Source organism: Pseudomonas songnenensis (assembly GCF_003696315.1).
Taxonomy (GTDB): domain Bacteria; phylum Pseudomonadota; class Gammaproteobacteria; order Pseudomonadales; family Pseudomonadaceae; genus Stutzerimonas; species Stutzerimonas songnenensis.
Genome location: NZ_RFFN01000006.1, coordinates 66958 through 83598 on the forward strand (window position 1 = coordinate 66958; position 16641 = coordinate 83598).

15 protein-coding genes and 2 tRNA genes are annotated in these 16641 nt (G+C 60.3%); 14 read left to right on the forward strand and 3 right to left on the reverse strand.

Annotated elements, in window-relative coordinates; genetic code table 11:
- Positions 1–21 precede the first annotated feature (21 nt).
- The gene (locus EA798_RS15975) at positions 22–1323 is read right to left on the reverse strand and encodes an OmpP1/FadL family transporter (RefSeq protein ID WP_106155506.1); all 1302 of its coding nucleotides are present in this window, start codon (positions 1321–1323) and stop codon (positions 22–24) included.
- Between the two features lie 195 nt (positions 1324–1518).
- Positions 1519–2364, reverse strand: coding sequence for a sulfurtransferase (locus EA798_RS15980; RefSeq protein WP_122099567.1), 846 nt, complete (start codon positions 2362–2364; stop codon positions 1519–1521).
- A 139-nt stretch (positions 2365–2503) separates the two neighbouring features.
- Between EA798_RS15980 and rnd the strand changes: the two genes are divergently transcribed.
- From rnd to EA798_RS16035, 11 genes are all read left to right on the forward strand, one after another.
- The gene (gene rnd / locus EA798_RS15985; RefSeq protein WP_122099568.1) at positions 2504–3622 is read left to right on the forward strand and encodes a ribonuclease D; all 1119 of its coding nucleotides are present in this window, start codon (positions 2504–2506) and stop codon (positions 3620–3622) included.
- A gap of 2 nt (positions 3623–3624) precedes the next feature.
- Complete coding sequence (locus tag EA798_RS15990) at positions 3625–3918, forward strand: YcgL domain-containing protein (protein ID WP_015277738.1); 294 nt, start codon at positions 3625–3627, stop codon at positions 3916–3918.
- Positions 3919–4008: 90 nt separating this feature from the next.
- On the forward strand, positions 4009–4413 hold the full coding sequence (locus tag EA798_RS15995; RefSeq protein WP_106155502.1) for a hypothetical protein: 405 nt from the start codon (positions 4009–4011) through the stop codon (positions 4411–4413).
- A 114-nt stretch (positions 4414–4527) separates the two neighbouring features.
- On the forward strand, positions 4528–4977 hold the full coding sequence (locus EA798_RS16000) for a YcgN family cysteine cluster protein (protein WP_106155501.1): 450 nt from the start codon (positions 4528–4530) through the stop codon (positions 4975–4977).
- Positions 4978–5045: 68 nt separating this feature from the next.
- Positions 5046–6266 carry a M61 metallopeptidase family protein gene (locus tag EA798_RS16005; protein ID WP_122099569.1) on the forward strand — a complete coding sequence of 407 codons (1221 nt, stop codon included), beginning with the start codon at positions 5046–5048 and terminating at the stop codon, positions 6264–6266.
- A gap of 49 nt (positions 6267–6315) precedes the next feature.
- Positions 6316–7332, forward strand: a complete 1017-nt coding sequence (gene ltaE, locus EA798_RS16010) for a low-specificity L-threonine aldolase (RefSeq protein WP_122099570.1) — start codon at positions 6316–6318, stop codon at positions 7330–7332.
- A gap of 171 nt (positions 7333–7503) precedes the next feature.
- Positions 7504–10128: an alanine--tRNA ligase gene (gene alaS, locus EA798_RS16015; protein WP_122099571.1), complete on the forward strand. Its 2625-nt coding sequence runs from the start codon at positions 7504–7506 to the stop codon at positions 10126–10128.
- 79 nt (positions 10129–10207) lie between these two features.
- On the forward strand, positions 10208–11446 hold the full coding sequence (locus EA798_RS16020; protein ID WP_015277732.1) for an aspartate kinase: 1239 nt from the start codon (positions 10208–10210) through the stop codon (positions 11444–11446).
- Between the two features lie 180 nt (positions 11447–11626).
- On the forward strand, positions 11627–11812 hold the full coding sequence (gene csrA / locus EA798_RS16025) for a carbon storage regulator CsrA (protein WP_003283978.1): 186 nt from the start codon (positions 11627–11629) through the stop codon (positions 11810–11812).
- A 62-nt stretch (positions 11813–11874) separates the two neighbouring features.
- A tRNA-Ser gene (locus tag EA798_RS16030) sits at positions 11875–11965 on the forward strand.
- Positions 11966–12076: 111 nt separating this feature from the next.
- A tRNA-Arg gene (locus EA798_RS16035) sits at positions 12077–12153 on the forward strand.
- 47 nt (positions 12154–12200) lie between these two features.
- Here the strand turns inward: EA798_RS16035 and EA798_RS16040 are convergent.
- On the reverse strand, positions 12201–12683 hold the full coding sequence (locus tag EA798_RS16040) for a DUF4124 domain-containing protein (RefSeq protein ID WP_122099572.1): 483 nt from the start codon (positions 12681–12683) through the stop codon (positions 12201–12203).
- 337 nt (positions 12684–13020) lie between these two features.
- Between EA798_RS16040 and mgtE the strand changes: the two genes are divergently transcribed.
- The 3 genes from mgtE (at position 13021) to oadA (ending at position 16641) form a co-directional block, all read left to right on the forward strand.
- The gene (mgtE, locus tag EA798_RS16045; RefSeq protein ID WP_122099573.1) at positions 13021–14457 is read left to right on the forward strand and encodes a magnesium transporter; all 1437 of its coding nucleotides are present in this window, start codon (positions 13021–13023) and stop codon (positions 14455–14457) included.
- A 140-nt stretch (positions 14458–14597) separates the two neighbouring features.
- Positions 14598–14840: an OadG family protein gene (locus EA798_RS16050; RefSeq protein WP_122099574.1), complete on the forward strand. Its 243-nt coding sequence runs from the start codon at positions 14598–14600 to the stop codon at positions 14838–14840.
- A gap of 22 nt (positions 14841–14862) precedes the next feature.
- Positions 14863–16641, forward strand: coding sequence for a sodium-extruding oxaloacetate decarboxylase subunit alpha (gene oadA / locus EA798_RS16055; protein WP_106155493.1), 1779 nt, complete (start codon positions 14863–14865; stop codon positions 16639–16641).

Here is a 16641-nt window from a genome sequence, read left to right on the forward strand (position 1 = left end):
GGCGTTTTTGTGTCGCTTACATCAGAAGCGGTAGCTGAGCGCAGCGCCGAAACCGTGGGCGCTGTTTTCGTAATCCGCGCTGTAAACACCCTTGGTGGGGTGTTCGCGGCGCACCTTGGTATCTTCTTCCCAAAGGTAGGAGTAGGCGAGATCGACGGTGATGTCGTCGGTCGGGTTCCAGCCCAAACCGAAGCTCACCGCGGTACGGTCTCCGGTCGGAATGCGCGGCGAACGATCAACATTGTTGGTCGGGCTTTGGTCGAAAGCCAGGCCTGTACGCAGGGTCCATTGGCGGTTCAGCTTGTAGGCTGCTCCAATCGCGTAGGACCAGGTGTCATGCCATTCTTGGTCTTCGATGATGGGAGAGAGGCTGCCTTGTAGCGGCCCCGGGATACCGTCATTTTCGATGATGATGGCCTCGAAACGGCTCCAGCGAGTCCACATGGCGCCTGCATAAAGCGTCCACTGATCATTGAGTTCGTGCGTCAAGGAGACGTCCACAGACTCCGGGGTATCCAAGTCAAGAGAGGCGTCGTACTTGCCGGTAGCACCTGCAAATCCGGCTCCGGACAGCTTGGTATCACCCTCAAGGGTGTATTTGACTTTCGAGTGATAGGTGATTCCGGCGCGTGTCTGCGGGGAAAACTCGTAGAGCAGGCCCGCGTTGAAGCCGAGCGCGGTGTCGTCGCCTTTCACTTTGACGCGGCCGTCACCTACGCCTGGCGAAGCGCGGTTAAGTGCTGCGCTCTCCAGTTGGCCGTCGATGCGGTTGATCGTTGGGCCAAAGCCAATCGATAGCTGCTCATTGAAGCGATAGCTGACCGTGGGTTGTACGGTAATCACCCGTACTTCGCTGTAGTCGCCGTGATAGCGGCCTTGGAAGCCGTTTTCGTAGTCAGTGATCATGCCGAACGGTACATAAAGGCCGACACCGACGGCCCACTTTTCATCGATTGGCTTGACGTAGTAACCCATCGGCACGGCAGTAAACGGGACCATATCGCCGTCGTTGCTGCCATCTAGCGGCAGGCGCGCACCGCCGAGAGCGTCTATTTGCGGAGTCGCAGCGGAAGCGTTCTTGATCTCCGTCTTCGCATGAATCGCGGCCATGCCGAAGCTGACTTCTTCGCGCTTCAGACGGGACATGCCGGCCGGGTTGCCGAACAGGGTGGTGGCGTCGTCGGCGGAAGATGAGCGGCCCGCGAAAGAGGTGCCCATGCCGCTGATGCTTTGCTCGTTAAGGGCGAAACCGGCGGCCATGGCCTGGCTGGACAGGGCGCCTACGGCTACCGCGAGAGCGGTCTTCAACCATGTTGTTTTCATTGTTCTACTACTCCGGGATAAAAGCGGGTCGGAACCTAGCAACTTTCTCGGACAGGTAGCAAGACAATGAATTGCAATTTTTCGTAAAGATGGCGACTAACGGTTGTGAAAACAAATGTAACTTCGGAGAAAACTGTCTGGGCGCTTTCTGACTGATTAGCCACGCTGCGCATCACGCGCAGCGTGGTACGTATATCAGCCGCGCGGTCGGGTCGGATCAGTAATCCATTCGCTCCAGGACCCTGGATACAGCTTCGCCAGCGGGTATCCGGCCAGGCACAGCGCGAAGAGGTTGTGGCAGGCCGTGACGCCTGAGCCGCAATAGGCCACAGCGGCTTCAGGCGACCTGTTGCCGAATAGCAGAGCGAACCTCTGCCGTAGCTGTTCTGGCGAGAGGAAGCGGCCAGTGTGGTCCAGGTTCTCGGTAAACGGTGCACAGATCGCGCCGGGAATATGCCCGGCAACCGGGTCGATGGGCTCTACCTCGCCGAGGAATCGCGGTAGGGCACGGGCATCGAGCATCGTCAGCGTTGTGCTTTCCAGGCGATCCTGCAGCCAGGTTGCGTCCACAGTCATGCTGCTATCGGGCATTCCGGAAAAACTGCCGGGCTCGTTGGTCGGGATGGCGTCGTCCAGCGGCAGTCCGGCTTCCCGCCAGGCTTTCAATCCGCCATCGAGCAGGTGGATGCCGTCGCGTTTACCCAGCCAAACCAGCAGCCACCATGCCCGCGCAGCAAATGCGCCGGGCCCGTCGTCGTAGAGCACCACGTCGCTGTGCTCTTCGAGGCCCCACTGCTGCAGGCGTGCCAGCAACCGCTGTGGGTCGGGTAGTGGATGTCTGCCAGTCACGCCGGGAACCACCGTATCGGACAGGTCCGTTTCCAGATCGGCGAAGTGAGCACCTGGGATGTGACCTTGCTGGTAACTGCCTTCGCCATAGGTCGGATCTTCCAGCGCAAAGCGACAGTCGAGAATCAATAGATCGGGCTCATGCAGGCGCTTGGCAAGCTGTTTGGTGGTGATGAGTTGGGCGAGTGGCATCGGACGACTCCGCAGAGGTTGTTGGCGAACACTACCAGCGTGCACGCCGGCCATGAATGCCCCGGCTGGTCGGATGCTCGATATATACTGCGCGCCTCGTTCGGCCGCGCGCCGGTCGTCAGCCGAAAAGGAGGGCCGTGTGGCCATCGAAACTCAATGGGTTCTGGATGATGAGCATCTGACCCGCCTGTGCGCCGAGTGGCGCCAACTGCCCTATGTGGCGGTGGACACCGAATTCATGAGGGTCGATACCTTCTACCCCATCGCCGGGCTGGTGCAGGTCGGCGATGGTCGGCGCGCCTACCTGATCGATCCGCTGGCGGTACGTGACTGGAGCGCGTTCGCCGCATTGCTGCAAGACACTGCGGTGGTGAAGGTGCTGCACGCCTGCAGCGAGGATCTCGAAGTGCTGCTGCGCCTCACCGGCAGCCTGCCCCAGCCGCTGTTCGATACCCAGTTGGCGGCCGGGTACCTGAATATCGGCTTTTCCATGGGCTATTCGCGCTTGGTACAGGCCGTGCTTGGTATCGAGCTGCCCAAGGGCGAAACGCGCTCGGACTGGCTGCAGCGGCCCCTGAGCGACATGCAGGTGCAGTACGCCGCCGAGGATGCGCAACATCTGGCCGAACTCTACGAGGCGCTGCTGCCGAAACTCTCCGACGACAAGCGCGCCTGGGTTCTGGAGGATGGGGCGGAACTGGTCGCCAATCTGCAACGCGAGTCCGACCCCGAGGAGGCCTATCGTGAGGTGAAGCAGGCCTGGAGGTTGAAACCTCAGCAACTGGCCGTGCTGAAAGCGCTCACGGCATGGCGCGAGCGACAGGCGCGGGCCCGTAATCAGCCGCGCAATCGTGTGTTGCGCGAGGCCAGCCTGTGGCCGCTGGCGCGCACCCAGCCACGAGATCTGGTGACTCTTGCGCGCATCGAAGACATGCATCCGCGTACGGTTCGCCAGGATGGTGAGGTGCTGCTGCAGATGATCGGCCAGGCGGCCGCTGCGCCCGAGCAGGACTGGCCCGCGCCACTGCCGGAGCCATTGCCATTGGAAGTCTCCACCCTACTGAAAAAGCTGCGTGCGGTCGGCCAGCGCGAAGCAAAGGCACTGGATATTGCTCCGGAGCTGATGCTGCGCAAGAAAACCCTCGAGGCGTTGCTGAAAAGCGGATACCCCGATGGTCCCTATCAACTGCCCGATTCGCTCCGAGGCTGGCGCCGCGAGCGGATGGGGCAGGCCCTGCTTGAAGTTCTGGAAGAATGACCATGAAGCTGATCTGTTCCATCTACAAAAGTCCACGCAAGGACGGCATGTACCTCTACGTGGAAAAGCGCGATGCGCTCAAGCGTGTCCCCGAGGGGCTGATTGCCGCTTTCGGTGCGCCACAGCTGGCGTTCGAAATGGTGCTTACGCCCGAGCGCCAGCTGGCGCGCGAGGACATCACCAAGGTGCTCGCCAATATCAAGGAGCAGGGGTACCACCTGCAGATGCCGCCGGCCGAAGACGATTACATCGAGCATCTCCCCGAAGAGTTGCTGCGTATGAACGACCCGATGTAAATCCGCCACTGCTGGACTGATTAAAGACAAGGTTTAAGGAGCGGGGCGGGACTATTCTCCTCTGACTGCACATGCATAAGGAGACGGTTCATGAAAGCGCGTTCTTTGATTGTCGGTTCGATGCTGGTAGGTCTGGCGATGTCGGCCAGTGCTCAGCAAACACCCGCCGATGACAATGCAGCCTGGCAGCAGCATTGGCAGCAAATGCAGGAATATCGGCAGGCCTGGCAGTCTGCCAAGACGCCGGAGGAGCGGCAGAAGCTGCGTGAAGAGCACTGGCAGAGCATGCAGTCCGGAATGGGCGCGATGGGCGGCTGCCCTATGGGTGGCCCCGGACCCGGTATGGGCAAGCAGGGCGGCAAGATGCCCGGCGCAATGGGCGGTGGTCGCATGATGGGCAACCCCTCCAAGGAGATGCTGGACATGCGCATTCAGCACATGGAGCAGATGCTCGAGCAAATGCGTAGCCATCGACAGATGCTCGACAAGCAATAATCCGGGCGCGGCCGTCCTCCCATGGCGGACGGCCGCAGGCATCCGCCTGCCGGCTATTGGCCGGATATCCGCCAATGGCTAGACTTGCCAGTTTTATCGGTAGTGACATCCCTCATGGCGGCCAAAGTCGAACCTTTCTGGAAGCGTAAAACTCTTGCCGAGCTCGACCCGGTCGAATGGGAGTCGCTGTGCGATGGATGCGGCCTCTGCTGCCTGCAGAAGCTCGAGGACGAGGACGATGGCGCAGTGTATTACACGCGCATCGCCTGCAAGCTGCTCGACCTGAAGACCTGCCAGTGCAGCGATTATCCGAACCGGCGTGCCAGTGTGCCGGACTGCATTCAGCTGAACGCTTCCGATGCCGCTCAATTCAAGTGGCTGCCGCCGACTTGCGCCTATCGCCTGGTGGCCGAGCGTAAGGATCTGCCGCTTTGGCATCATCTGGTCTGTGGTGACCGAGAAGCCGTTCATGTCGAGCGAATCTCCCAGGCGGGCCGGATGCTCGCCGAGGGCAGCATTGCCGAGGAAAACTGGGAAGACCATCTGATTTTCCGCGCCGGTTGAATCTAAGCCTCGTTTGCATCGTCTCAAGACCAATACCCCGCGTTTACCGATCCTTGGAGTTCTCTTCGATGCTCGCTCGACTGCTGTCGCTGTTCGCTCTCGTTCTTTTTGCCGGCGCGCACGCGCAGGCTGCCAAGTCGGTGGATCTGGACTACCACGTGCGCTTTCTTCCCGAGGAAGATCAGGCTGTGGTGCAGTTGATCCTGGAAAAGGGCGAGGTGGTTCGTCGACTGCAGTTCAATCTGGGCGACGAGGGCTACTACAGCGACTTTCAGGCAGACGGCGAGTGGCAGCAGGAGGCGCCGGAGCAGGGCACGTGGTTGCCTGCTCCTGGCAAGGCTCGCCTCAGCTATCGCGTACGCATCAGTCACCCTCGTGACAACGGGCGCTTCGATGCGCGGATGACCAGCGACTGGGCGTTGTTCCGTGGCGATGATCTGGTGCCGCCGGCGCGGCTCGATCAGCTGGATGGCGTGAAGCTGGTATCGCGAATCACGTTCGAGCTACCCGAGGGCTGGAAAAGTATCGAAACCGGCTGGCCGCGTATCGGCAAGAACCGTTTCCGTGTGGAGAACCGCGAGCGATTGTTCGACCGCCCGACCGGTTGGATGCTCGCCGGCAAGCTTGGCACCCGTCGCGCCAGGCTTGGCGAAACGGAGGTCACCGTCGCTGCCCCGGTGGGCGAGGGCGTGCGGCGCATGGATATCCTGACGATGCTGACGTTCGTCTGGCCGCAGGTGCAGAGCGTATTCCCCCGCGACCCGGCAAAGCTGCTGATCGTTGGCGCTGGCGACCCCATGTGGCGGGGCGGCTTGTCCGGGCCGAATTCCCTGTACATGCATGCCGATCGTCCACTGGTAAGCGAGAACGGTACCAGTTCGCTGGTGCATGAGCTGGTGCATGTATTCAGCCGCATCAAGGACACCGATCGCAGTGACTGGATCAGCGAAGGGTTGGCGGAGTATTACGCCATTGAACTGGTGCGACGTGCCGGCGGCATGAGTGAGGATCGCTACCAGGCGGTGCGCGAGCACCTGACCAAATGGAGCCGCAAGGTCGACAGTCTGCGCACCGAAAATTCCACTGGGCCAGTGACTGCCCGTGCGGTCCTGTTGTTGCAGGATCTGGACAAGGAGATCCGTCAGCGCAGCAAGAGCCGTCATTCTCTCGACGATGTCAGTCGTGGATTGATGCGCATGGATGCCGTCAGCACCGACGACTTCATCGCTATGACCGAAACGCTGCTGGGCGGTGGCTCGAAAGTGCTCAACACGCGCCTGCTGCGCTGATTGCTTCGCGGATGTCACCGTTGGTCTGATCCCTTACAGAGGTGAGCTCATGAGCGACATCGATCTACGCAGCGACACCGTAACGCAGCCCTCCGCCGAGATGCGCGAGGCGATGTTTCGTGCCGAAACCGGCGATGATGTCTACGGAGAAGACCCGACGGTAAGCCGCCTGGAACGCCAGTTGGCGGGCGATCTCGGATTCAGCGCAGCGCTGTTCGTGCCGTCCGGAACCATGAGCAATCTGCTGGCATTGATGGCGCACTGCGAGCGTGGCGACGAGTACATTGTCGGGCAGCAGGCGCATACCTACAAATACGAGGGTGGCGGTGCGGCTGTGCTCGGCTCGATCCAGCCTCAGCCCATTGAAATGGAGGCCGACGGCACGCTGGATCTCCGGCGTATCGAGGCTGCGATCAAGCCCGACAACTTCCACTTCGCCCGCAGCCGCCTGCTCGCGCTGGAAAACACCATGCACGGCAAGGTGCTGCCGCTGGACTATCTGGCTGCGGCACGCGATTTCACCCGCCAGCGCGATCTGGCGTTGCATCTGGATGGCGCGCGGCTATTCAACGCCGCGGTGAAGCTCGGTTGCGATGCGCGGGAGATCACCCGGCATTTCGATACGGTGTCGGTTTGCCTGTCCAAGGGGCTGGGCGCTCCAGTCGGCTCGGTGTTGTGCGGCGATGACGCCTTCATCGCCAGGGCCAGGCGCTTGCGCAAGATGGTCGGCGGTGGCATGCGCCAGGCCGGGGTTCTCGCGGCGGCTGGGCTGTACGCGCTGGAGCACAATATCGATCGGCTAGCCGACGATCATCGGCGCGCAGAATGGTTGGGCAACGAGCTGGCGGCGCTGGGCTTTGCGGTGGAGCCCGTGCAGACCAACATGGTCTACGTCGAGATGGGTACGCATGCGACGGCGCTGACGGCCTTTTGCGCGCAGCGGGGTATTCGACTGACGCCTGCGGCGCGGCTGCGGCTGGTCACCCATATGGATGTGCACGACGAGCATGTCCCTCAGGTAGTCAGCGCTTTTGCTGAATTTGCCGAAAACATGGGCCGCAACTGACGTCGAATTGCTTGATTCAATCGCCTTTATCCCCTATACCCGGCGCGCAGGCCCGATATAATGCGGCCCTTTGCCGGCTATCCGTTTGGATAGTTGCGAACCGGCTTTCGGTGGTCCCGCCTCGCCGTGTCGTTTTGCAGCCGTTCGGCCGCAGTCCTCTGGAAGAAATCTATGAAAAGCGCAGAAATCCGTGAAGCCTTCCTCCGCTTCTTCGAAGAGAAGGGCCACACTCGCGTGGCCTCCAGTTCGCTGATTCCGGCGAACGATCCGACCCTGCTGTTCACCAACGCCGGCATGAACCAGTTCAAGGACTGCTTCCTCGGCCTGGAGAAGCGCGCCTATACCCGTGCCACCACCAGCCAGAAGTGCGTACGTGCCGGCGGCAAGCACAACGACCTGGAGAACGTCGGCTACACCGCGCGTCACCACACCTTCTTCGAGATGCTGGGCAACTTCAGCTTCGGCGACTACTTCAAGCGCGACGCGATTCACTACGCCTGGGAGTTTCTGACCAGCGACAAGTGGCTGAACCTGCCCAAGGAGAAACTCTGGGTCACGGTCTATGCCACCGATGACGAGGCCTACGACATCTGGACCAAGGAAGTTGGCGTGCCGGCCGAGCGCATGGTGCGCATCGGTGACAACAAGGGCGCCCCTTACGCTTCGGACAACTTCTGGGCGATGGGCGATACCGGCCCTTGCGGTCCCTGCACCGAGATCTTCTTCGATCACGGCGAACATATCTGGGGCGGCCCGCCCGGTTCGCCGGAGGAAGACGGCGACCGCTACATCGAGATCTGGAACAACGTGTTCATGCAGTTCAACCGCACCGCGGACGGGGTACTGCACCCGCTGCCGGCGCCGAGCGTTGACACCGGCATGGGCCTGGAGCGCATCAGCGCCGTGCTCCAGCACGTCAACTCGAACTATGAAATCGACCTGTTCCAGAGCCTGCTGAACGCGGCGGCGGACGCCATCGGCTGCGCCAACGAAGGCCAGGCTTCGCTGAAGGTCGTTGCCGACCATATCCGTTCCTGCGGCTTCCTCATCGCCGATGGCGTGACGCCGTCCAACGAAGGCCGTGGCTACGTGTTGCGCCGCATCGTTCGCCGCGCCTGCCGTCACGGCAACAAGCTCGGCGCCAAGGGCAGCTTCTTCCATCGGATCGTCGCCGCTTTGGTGGCTGAGATGGGTGATGCCTTCCCCGAACTCAAGCAACAGCAGGCGCATATCGAGCGTGTGCTGAAAAATGAGGAAGAGCAGTTCGCCAAGACCCTGGAGCAGGGCCTGAAGATTCTCGAGCAGGATCTGGCAGGCTTGACCGGCACCGTCATTCCGGGCGATGTGGTGTTCAAGCTGTATGACACCTACGGCTTTCCGGTCGATCTCACCGGCGACATCGCGCGTGAGCGCAATCTGACTCTTGATGAAGAAGGCTTTGAGCGCGAGATGCAGGCCCAGCGCGAGCGTGCGCGTTCGGCCAGCGCCTTCGGCATGGACTACAACAGCTTGGTCAAGGTCGAGGGCGAAACGCGCTTTATCGGCTATCAGGGCACATCGGGCGCCGGCAAGGTCCTGGCCCTGTTCAAGGAGGGCATGGTGGTCGACAGCCTGAGCGCCGGAGAGGAGGGCGTTGTGGTGCTCGACCAGACGCCGTTCTATGCCGAATCCGGTGGTCAGATCGGTGACTGCGGTTACCTCGAGGCGCAAGGGCTGCGTTTCGATGTTCGCGACACGAGCAAGGCTGGCAGCGCGTTCCTGCATCACGGCGTCGTCGACAGCGGCACGCTGCGCGTGGGTGCGGATGTTCAGGCCACGGTCGACGCGACGGTACGCCAGGCTACCGCGCTCAACCATTCGGCAACGCATCTGCTGCATGCGGCGCTGCGGGAAATTCTCGGCGAGCACGTGAGCCAGAAGGGCTCGTTGGTGGACAGTCAGCGCCTGCGCTTCGACTTCAGCCATTTCGAGGCGATCAAGCCCGAGCAGCTGCGCGTGCTGGAAGATCGCGTAAACGCCGAGATTCGCCGCAATTCCGCGGTGGAGATCGAGGAAACCGATATCGATACCGCCAAGGCCAAGGGCGCGATGGCGCTGTTCGGCGAAAAGTACGGCGACTCCGTGCGGGTGCTGACCATGGGCGGTGGTTTCTCGGTGGAGCTGTGCGGCGGCACCCATGTGAGCCGCACAGGTGACATTGGTCTGTTCAAGATCACCAGTGAAGGCGGCGTGGCGGCCGGTGTGCGGCGGATCGAAGCGGTGACTGGCGCGCAGGCGCTGGCGTACCTCAATGACGCCGAGGAGCAGCTGAAAGAGGCGGCCAGCCTGGTCAAGGGCAGTCGCGATAATCTGCTGGACAGGCTCGGTGGCATCCTGGAACGCAATCGTCAGCTGGAGAAGGAGCTCGAGCAGCTCAAGGCCAAGGCGGCCAGCGCAGCGGGTAATGATCTGGCGGCGTCGGCGGTTGAGGTGAACAGCATCCGCGTGCTGGCTGCGCGTCAGGATGGGCTTGATGGCAAGGCATTGCTGGCACTGGTCGACCAGCTTAAGAACAAATTGGGCAGTGCGGTCATTCTGTTGGGCGGAGTTCAGGACGATAAGGTCGTCCTGGTTGCCGGCGTGACGCAGGACCTGACCTCGCGCCTGAAGGCGGGGGATCTGATGAAACAGGCCGCTGCGGCGGTGGGAGGCAAGGGCGGTGGTCGTCCGGACATGGCCCAGGGTGGCGGTAACGATGCGGCCAAGCTGGACGAGGCGCTGGCCCTGGCTCTGTCGTTCGCTCAGCAGGCCCTGTAATTACGCTACCGGAGGCGCCTCCGGTATCTGCAGGTTGTTTGTTTAATGAATGCCCTTTGCGGGCTCTAGGCGGCTAACAATGGCTTTGATCGTACAGAAGTTTGGAGGCACCTCGGTCGGCACCGTCGAGCGAATCGAGCAGGTGGCCGAAAAGGTCAAGAAATTCCGCGAGGGTGGCGATGACATTGTCGTGGTCGTCTCGGCAATGAGCGGCGAAACCAACCGTCTGATCGATCTGGCCAAGCAGATCAGCGAGCAGCCGGTTCCGCGCGAGCTGGACGTCATGGTGTCCACGGGCGAGCAGGTGACGATCGCCCTGCTGGCAATGGCGCTGATCAAGCGCGGCGTTCCGGCTGTTTCCTACACTGGCAATCAGGTCCGGATCCTCACCGACAGCGCGCACACCAAAGCACGAATCCTGCAGATAGATGGGCAGCGCATCCAGCGTGATATCAAGGCCGGTCGCGTGGTTGTGGTTGCAGGGTTCCAGGGTGTGGATGAGAAGGGCAATATCACCACACTGGGCCGCGGTGGCTCCGACACTACTGGCGTGGCGCTGGCCGCAGCGTTGAAGGCTGATGAGTGTCAGATCTACACCGATGTGGACGGTGTCTACACCACCGATCCCCGCGTGGTTGCCAAAGCTCAGCGACTAGACAAGATCACCTTCGAGGAAATGCTGGAAATGGCCAGCCTTGGCTCCAAGGTGCTGCAAATCCGCGCGGTTGAGTTCGCCGGCAAGTACAGTGTCCCGCTGCGTGTACTGCACAGCTTTCAGGAGGGTCCGGGTACCCTCATTACCCTTGATGAAGAGGAATCCATGGAACAGCCCATCATTTCCGGCATCGCCTTCAATCGTGACGAGGCCAAGCTGACCATCCGTGGTGTGCCAGATACACCCGGCGTCGCCTTCAAGATCCTCGGGCCGATCAGTGCGGCGAACGTCGAAGTGGATATGATCGTGCAGAACGTGGCGCACGATAACACCACCGATTTCACCTTCACTGTGCATCGCAACGATTACAACAACGCCCTCCAGGTGCTGCAGGGCATCGCGGCGGAAATGGGCGCTCGCGAGGTCATCGGTGACACGGACATTGCCAAGGTGTCCATTGTGGGGGTCGGGATGCGCTCACATGCCGGCGTTGCCAGTCGGATGTTCGAGGCGTTGGCCAAGGAAAACATCAACATCCAGATGATTTCGACGTCGGAGATCAAAGTGTCCGTTGTAATCGAGGAGAAATACCTCGAACTTGCCGTGCGTGCGTTGCATACCGCATTTGAATTGGACGCTCCGGCCGGCAATACTGCGGAATGATTCGCAGAAGGCGCGCTAGTCCGCGCCTTCTGTCGTATTGGGCCGTGCGAAAAGGAACTTTAGGTTCACCCGTGCGGGTCAATAACTGGTGAAAGGCTCTAGCTTCAATGTTTTACGGATATTTTCCGTATTTTTCTTTGCAGACTGTTTACTGAACTGAATCCGTTTAAGGAGAAAGGAATGCTGATTCTGACTCGCCGGGTTGGAGAAACCCTCATGGTGGGTGACGACGTGACTGTCACCGTGTTGGGTGTGAAAGGAAACCAAGTACGTATCGGCGTCAATGCGCCCAAGGAGGTGGCGGTGCATCGCGAGGAGATTTACCAGCGGATCCAGAAAGAGAAGGATCAGGAACCAAGCCACTAATTTTTCTGTAATTTTTGGCTTTGCAAACGGGGTAAAGATGGGTATTATGCGCCCCGTGTTGCGGAGAGGTGGCCGAGTGGCCGAAGGCGCTCCCCTGCTAAGGGAGTACACCTCAAAAGGGTGTCGGGGGTTCGAATCCCCCCTTCTCCGCCATTTTGCGTTCTAGGGTTTTTTGATTCTCGCGGCAGCCTGTTTTCACTGAGAAAGCGTTACGGCAAAGTGCTTGACCCTCAATGTTTACTCCCTATAATGCGCACGCTCAGCGCACTCATAGCTCAGCTGGATAGAGTACTCGGCTACGAACCGAGCGGTCGGAGGTTCGAATCCTCCTGAGTGCGCCAATAACGAGAAGGGCCTGCAGCGATGCAGGCCCTTTTTCGTTTCCGGGTCAGCGCTTGCCCTGCACGCAGCCGTGCTCGTCGAAACTGACCGTGCGCACCTGGCCGCTGCTATCGCGAAAGCGCAGGCGGTCCCGGCCGTTGCTGCTGGTTATATTCTCCGGTCGACCCAAGGCGCTTTCGACGTCCCGGCGCGTCATGCCAGTCCGGATCTGTTTGCTGATGATCGCGCTGCGTCGTTCGCTGCCGCTCACCCGGTTGCCGCATCCGTCATCTTTCTCTGCGACGATGGCCAAGCCGGCGTTCGTGCTGCGACCCGCATCGCTTTTGCTCCGAGGGTGTGCCATCTGCACGGCTTTGCCGGACCCGGGTGTTGGGTTTGCTGTGTGTTGTCGCTGTTGGTGTTGTGTTTCCGGGCATCCCTGCTGGCTGAAGGTGACGTGCCCCGATTGGTCAATACAGCGGAACACGCTCGCTGGAAATGCCGGGGTGGCGATTAGTAAAAGGCTTGCGCCAATGATCAGTGCTTTCATGTTCGTCCTCCCTGACTGAACGGCTGGTCGCTCAGGCTACTCAATAAAAGCTGCCCGTTCATTCGTGTCTCGCCGCGGCGTGAAGGCGTCGACAGAATGTCGGCTTTGCCACCGGCGGTTTTTTTCGCTGTTCAACCCATGCCTTCTGCAATGGCTGTGCTTGAGCGCGTCGTGCCGGCGAGCGCAATGTTATGATTGCCGCATCTGCCCCCTAGGGTCTGTGGAACAACCTTCCCTTATGGACTTACCCAGTAGTCGCTCAAGTTTCCAGTTTGCCAATCACGTACTGATTGATTGATTCCCCTGGCGCATTCCCCGGCCGGGGGTGGAGTGCGCCATGACAGAAGTAGAAGCAAAAAAACCTCAAGAGACGTTGCAAGACCGCCTGGCGCAGGTGGTCGAACTGCTCCAGCGCTACCGCCTTGGTGAGGGCCTCGAATATCGCCAAGACGGCCTGCAGAGCGAGCCTGGCGAAGACCCGGGACAGATACTCGTTGAGCTGCAGCGCAAGCTCGACGAGCTACACCCTGCAGACGTCGCACATATCCTCGAGGCGCTACCGCTTGAAGAGCGACTGACCGTCTGGCAGCTCGTCAAGGCCGAGCGCGACGGCGACATCCTGCTCGAGGTGTCCGATGCTGTTCGGGAAACGCTGATCGCCGATATGGACGATCACGAGCTGCTTGCCGCTGCTAAGGAAATGGACGCGGACGAGCTGGCTGACCTGGCGCCTGAGCTGCCGCGTGATGTCGTCCATGAGCTGATGGAAACCCTCGATGCTCAGCAGCGTGAGCGAGTCCGCTCGGCTCTCTCTTACGAAGAGGATCAGGTTGGGGCGCTGATGGACTTCGAGATGGTGACGATCCGGGAGGATGTCAGCCTGGAAGTTGTGCTTCGTTATCTTCGGCGGCTCAAGGAGCTACCCGGCCACACCGATAAGTTGTTCGTGGTCGATTACGACGGCGTGCTCAAGGGTGTGCTGCCCATCAAGCGGCTGCTGGTGAATGATCCGGAAAAACAGGTCGCGGAGGTCATGGCCAGTGATCCGGTGACATTCCATCCGGATGAAGATGCCTATGACGCCGCCCAGGCATTCGAACGCTATGACTTGGTATCGACTCCGGTGGTCGACAAGAGTGGCAAGCTCATCGGCCGTCTGACTATCGACGAGATGGTCGACCTGATCCGTGAAGAGAGCGAAACCGAAGTGCTCAACATGGCGGGTCTGCGCGAGGAGGAAGATATCTTTGCCTCGGTCTGGAAATCCGTCCGTAACCGTTGGGCCTGGCTGGCAGTCAATCTGGTTACCGCTTTCATCGCGTCGCGGGTGATCGGCCTTTTCGATGGCTCTATCGAGAAGCTGGTGGCCCTGGCAGCCCTGATGCCAATTGTCGCAGGCATCGGCGGCAACTCAGGTAACCAGACGATCACCATGATCGTAAGGGCCATGGCTCTTGATCAGGTGGGTACGGGTAATACCGCCAGGCTGCTGCGCAAGGAAGTTGGGGTGGGTCTGGTCAATGGTCTGGTGTGGGGGGGCGTGATAGGGGCGGTGGCCTGGTGGCTTTACGGTAGCTGGTCTCTAGGCGTGGTCATGACGGCGGCGATGACGTTGAATCTGCTGCTCGCGGCGTTGATGGGCGTGCTGATTCCGATGACACTGGCACGGCTGGGGCGCGACCCGGCGATGGGGGCCAGCGTGATGATCACTGCCATGACCGATAGTGGCGGGTTCTTCATTTTCCTCGGATTGGCGACAATTTTTCTGCTGTAACTGGCGTTTTCGCGCTTTATTGGGGTTTGCCTTGTTTCGCTGTTTCGGGCTAAGGTTCGGCCGTTTCGTGTGTCGCGAAACGTGTCCGAACTAACGCAGCGAATAACAAGCAGCTTGAGCTGCTGACAAGGGAACTCCCGATGACCCCCAGCCAACTCCTGCTCGAAGGCGTCGAACTTATGCTGTTCGGCATCGGTTTTGTCTTCGCCTTCCTCGTACTGTTGATCCTTTGCATTCGCCTGATGTCCTATCTGACCGGTCGCTTCGTAAGCGAGCAGCCGCTTAAGGTAGCGGCTGCCCAGGCTGCGAGTGCTGAAACAGATGCGGATACTATTGCAGCCATCCAGGCCGCGATTCATCAACACCGCGCGCGACGCGGTTGACTCTGGACAGGGAGTTCCTTCCATGACTGTTGCTAAAAAGCCGCTCGGTATTACCGACGTGGTGCTGCGTGATGCGCACCAATCCATACTCGCCACCCGTGTTCGCCTGGAAGACATGCTGCCGATCGCTGCCAAGCTCGATCAGGTCGGTTTCTGGTCGGTCGAGAGCTGGGGTGGGGCGACCTTTGATGCATGTATCCGTTACCTGGGAGAAGACCCCTGGGAGCGTATCCGAGAACTCAAGAAAGCCATGCCCAACACCCGCCAGCAAATGCTGCTGCGTGGACAGAACCTACTGGGCTACCGCCACTACGCCGACGATGTGGTGGAGAAGTTCGTCGAGCGAGCCGCTGTCAACGGCGTCGACGTGTTCCGTGTTTTTGATGCGATGAACGATCCGCGTAACCTGGAAACCGCTCTGCGCGCTGTCAAGCAGCAAGGCAAGCATGCCCAGGGCACCATTTCCTATACCACCAGTCCGGTGCATACCCTGGAAATGTGGGTTGACCTGGCCAAGCAGATCGAAGACATGGGGGCAGATTCTGTCGCGATCAAGGACATGGCCGGCATCCTCACGCCGTATATGGCATTCGAGCTTGTCTCGCGTTTGAAGGCCAGTCTTTCCATCCCGATCCATATGCAGTGCCACGCCACCGCAGGCCTGTCCACAGCCGCGATTCTGAAGGCCGTCGAGGCCGGTATCGACAATGTCGATACCGCTATTTCGTCGCTTTCGATGACGTATGGCCACTCGCCGACCGAGTCGGTTGTGGCGATTTTTCAAGGGACGGACCGCGATACCGGTCTGGATCTGGAGCTGCTCGAAGAAATCGCAGCGTACTTCCGTGAGGTGCGCAAGAAGTACGCAAAGTTCGAAGGGACGCTGCGAGGTGTCGATTCCCGGATCCTGGTGGCTCAGGTCCCAGGCGGCATGCTGACTAATATGGAAGGCCAGCTCAAGGAGCAGGGCGCGCTGGACAAGTTCGATGACGTCCTCGCCGAGATACCGCGAGTCCGTGAGGACTTGGGCTTCATTCCGCTGGTGACTCCGACCTCGCAGATTGTCGGCACGCAGGCCGTCATCAACGTCCTGACCGGTGAGCGCTACAAGTCGATTACCAAGGAGACGGCTGGCGTACTCAAGGGAGAGTACGGAGCGGCACCGGCTCCGTTCAATTCGGCGCTGCAGGCGCGCGTACTGGACGGTGCCGAGGTGATCACCTGCCGTCCTGCCGACTTGCTGCAGCCAGAGATGGAGCGCTTGACCATCGAGCTCAAAGGGCTGGCGCAAGAAAAGAACATTACCCTGGCTGCGGACTCGATTGATGATGTTCTGACCTATGCGTTGTTTCCTCAGATCGGTCTGAAGTTCCTTGAGAACCGAGGTAACCCCGCTGCGTTCGAACCCGCGCCAAATGGTAGTGATTTGCCGGCGCGCGAACCTGGCAAGCCGGAGGTGTACACCGTAGACGTCAATGGCAAGTCGTTCGTTGTGCAGGTTTCGGACGGCGGTGATATCGAGGGTATCAAACCCCTTGGTGGCGCTGCGGCGAGTGCCGCCAGCACCGCTGCGATTGCGCCAACCAGTGGCGAGCCTCAGGCGGCGCCGTTGGCTGGAAATATCTTCAAGGTGCTTGTGCAGCCGGGACAGTTGGTTCAGGAAGGCGACCTGGTGATCATCCTCGAGGCCATGAAGATGGAAACCGAAATCCGGGCCTTCAAGGCCGGCACGGTTGCCTCGGTCAATGTAAAGGTTGGCGACGCGGTTTCGGTCGGCGACAGCTTATTGAGCATCGCTTAA

Coding starts and splice junctions, on each gene's coding strand:
- EA798_RS15975 (WP_106155506.1), bottom strand. CDS start 1,323: ATGAAAACAACATGGTTGAAGACCGCTCTCGCGGTAGCCGTAGGCGCC.
- EA798_RS15980 (WP_122099567.1), bottom strand. CDS start 2,364: ATGCCACTCGCCCAACTCATCACCACCAAACAGCTTGCCAAGCGCCTG.
- EA798_RS15990 (WP_015277738.1), top strand. CDS start 3,625: ATGAAGCTGATCTGTTCCATCTACAAAAGTCCACGCAAGGACGGCATG.
- EA798_RS15995 (WP_106155502.1), top strand. CDS start 4,009: ATGAAAGCGCGTTCTTTGATTGTCGGTTCGATGCTGGTAGGTCTGGCG.
- EA798_RS16000 (WP_106155501.1), top strand. CDS start 4,528: ATGGCGGCCAAAGTCGAACCTTTCTGGAAGCGTAAAACTCTTGCCGAG.
- EA798_RS16005 (WP_122099569.1), top strand. CDS start 5,046: ATGCTCGCTCGACTGCTGTCGCTGTTCGCTCTCGTTCTTTTTGCCGGC.
- ltaE (WP_122099570.1), top strand. CDS start 6,316: ATGAGCGACATCGATCTACGCAGCGACACCGTAACGCAGCCCTCCGCC.
- alaS (WP_122099571.1), top strand. CDS start 7,504: ATGAAAAGCGCAGAAATCCGTGAAGCCTTCCTCCGCTTCTTCGAAGAG.
- EA798_RS16020 (WP_015277732.1), top strand. CDS start 10,208: ATGGCTTTGATCGTACAGAAGTTTGGAGGCACCTCGGTCGGCACCGTC.
- csrA (WP_003283978.1), top strand. CDS start 11,627: ATGCTGATTCTGACTCGCCGGGTTGGAGAAACCCTCATGGTGGGTGAC.
- EA798_RS16040 (WP_122099572.1), bottom strand. CDS start 12,683: ATGAAAGCACTGATCATTGGCGCAAGCCTTTTACTAATCGCCACCCCG.
- mgtE (WP_122099573.1), top strand. CDS start 13,021: ATGACAGAAGTAGAAGCAAAAAAACCTCAAGAGACGTTGCAAGACCGC.
- EA798_RS16050 (WP_122099574.1), top strand. CDS start 14,598: ATGACCCCCAGCCAACTCCTGCTCGAAGGCGTCGAACTTATGCTGTTC.
- oadA (WP_106155493.1), top strand. CDS start 14,863: ATGACTGTTGCTAAAAAGCCGCTCGGTATTACCGACGTGGTGCTGCGT.